The organism is Propylenella binzhouense, assembly GCF_009866965.1.
In the GTDB taxonomy this organism is placed as follows: domain Bacteria; phylum Pseudomonadota; class Alphaproteobacteria; order Rhizobiales; family Afifellaceae; genus Propylenella; species Propylenella binzhouense.
This window is the reverse complement of the sequence record NZ_SPKJ01000200.1, coordinates 1-2142: the sequence shown is the minus strand read 5'-3', so window position 1 is coordinate 2142 and position 2142 is coordinate 1. Positions and strand designations below refer to the sequence as shown.

At 68.4% G+C, this 2142-nt stretch carries 2 protein-coding genes; both read left to right on the top strand.

What is annotated here, in order from left to right:
* Positions 1–1119 (top strand): L,D-transpeptidase family protein (locus tag E4O86_RS22855; RefSeq protein ID WP_161142840.1); only part of this gene is annotated, 1119 nt, incomplete at its 5' end.
* 134 nt (positions 1120–1253) lie between these two features.
* Positions 1254–2142 (top strand): peptidoglycan L,D-endopeptidase MepK (gene mepK / locus E4O86_RS22850; RefSeq protein ID WP_161142839.1); only part of this gene is annotated, 889 nt, incomplete at its 3' end.

Sequence of the window (2142 nt, the reverse complement as noted above, 5' to 3'; positions counted from 1 at the left end):
CTCGCCGCGGCGCCCGACGCCGCCGCCGCGCTCGCCGGCTACGAGCCGCCGCAGCCGCAATACCAGGCGCTCAAGGCCGCGCTCGCGCGCCTCAGGAATTCCGCGGAGCAGCCGGAGGTGGTCGCCATCCCCGACGGCCCCGCGCTCAAGACCGGCAGCCGCGGCGAGCGCGTCGCGCTCCTGCGGACGCGGCTCGCGGTGCCGGCCGATGCCGCCTCCGACGCGACGCTCTACGACGCGGCGCTCGCCCGCGCGGTCGAGGCCTTCCAGGCGGCGCACCGGCTCCACGTGGACGGCATTGCCGGGCCGGCCACGATCGCGAAGCTCAACCCGACGACGCGCGCCGAGGAGATCGCCGGCATCATCGTCAACATGGAGCGCTGGCGCTGGATGCCGCGCGACATGGGGACCTTTCACGTCTTCGTGAACGTGCCGGAGTTCAAGCTCCGCATCGTGAAGGCGGGCGAGACCACGTTCGAGACGCGCGTCGTGGTCGGCAAGCCGACCAACCAGACGCCGCTCTTCTCGAACGCGATCGACCATCTGGTCGTCAATCCGTACTGGAACGTACCGACATCCATCGTCTCGAAGGAGATGCTGCCGGAAATCCAGTCCGACCCGTCCGGATATTTCGCCCGCCGGGGCTACCAGGTGCTCGCCCGGGCCGGCGGCCAGATGCGCGTCGTCCGCCCCGACACGATCGACTGGACCGCCATCGACGTGCGCAGCCTGCGGATCCGCCAGCCACCCGGCGAGGAGAATGCGCTCGGACGGATCAAGTTCATGTTTCCGAACCAGTTCTCCGTCTATCTGCACGACACGCCGCTGAAGAGCCTGTTCAAGCGGGACATCCGCGCCTTCAGCCATGGCTGCGTGCGGGTGGACGATCCGCTCGCCTTCGCCGACGCCGTGCTGGCCTTCGAGCCGGAATGGAACGCCGCGAGGCTGCAGAAGCTCTATGGCGGACCGGAGCGGCGCATCAACCTGACCAAGTCGATCCCTGTCCATCTCGCCTATTTCACGATGGAAGCGGACGGGGACGGCGTGGTACATCGTTTCTCCGATCTGTACGGAATCGATGCCAAGATGCAGGCGGCGCTCGGAATTCTGGCGAAATAGCGATCTTCGTCCAAATTCTGCCACGCGACGCAATTTAGGGTGTGGACCAGGGTGCGTAGGGGCTAGGCAGGGGCGATCCCGGACCGGGGGGAACGGGGCGATCCCACAGCAAGGACATTCCGCGGTTGGAACACATGGCCTTCAGACCAGCACCGGGCGTGCGTGCCTGGATCGCGGTCGGCGCCCTTACGGCGCTGATCCTCGCCGCCATCACCGGCGGAGCCCTTGCCCGCGAGGGGGACCGGACCCTCAAGCTCTATTATACGCATACCGGCGAGCGCGGCGAATTCACGTTCAAGCGAAACGGCCGTTACGACCGCGCCGTCCTCGACAAGCTCAACTACTTCCTGCGCGACTGGCGCCGCAACGAGCCGACCCGCATGGATCCGCAGCTGTTCGACCTGATCTGGTCGGTCTACCAGCGGCTCGGCACCAACCAATACATCCACATCGTATCGGCCTACCGCGCGCCGGCCACGAACAACATGCTGCGCTCGCGCAGCCGCGGCGTCGCCAAGAACAGCCAGCACACGCATGGCCGCGCGATGGACTTCTTCATCCCGGGCGTGCCCTCCTCCAAGATCCGCGAGACCGCGATGCGGCTGCAGGTCGGCGGCGTCGGCTACTACCCGACCTCGGCCTCGCGCTTCGTCCATCTCGACACCGGCAGCGTGCGGCACTGGCCGCGCATGACCCGCAACCAGCTCCTCGCCCTCTTCCCGAGCGGCGAGACCATGTACATCCCCTCCGACGGCAAGCCGCTGCCGGGCTTCGAGCGCGCGCTCGCCAAATACGGCAAGTCGAAGACGACGGCGCTCGCCTATTACGACGCGAAGACCAGGGACAGCGGCGGGTCGGGCTCGACGCTCGTGGGCTGGCTGCGGAACGTCTTCAACGGCGGCGCCGACGAGGAGGAGGATACGACGATCGAGAACCGCGCGCCCGCCCGGCTCGCGCCGGCACGCCCGGCGCCGGCGGACCGGGAGGGCGAGGTCCTCGTCGCCTCCGCCCCGGCCCGGCCCG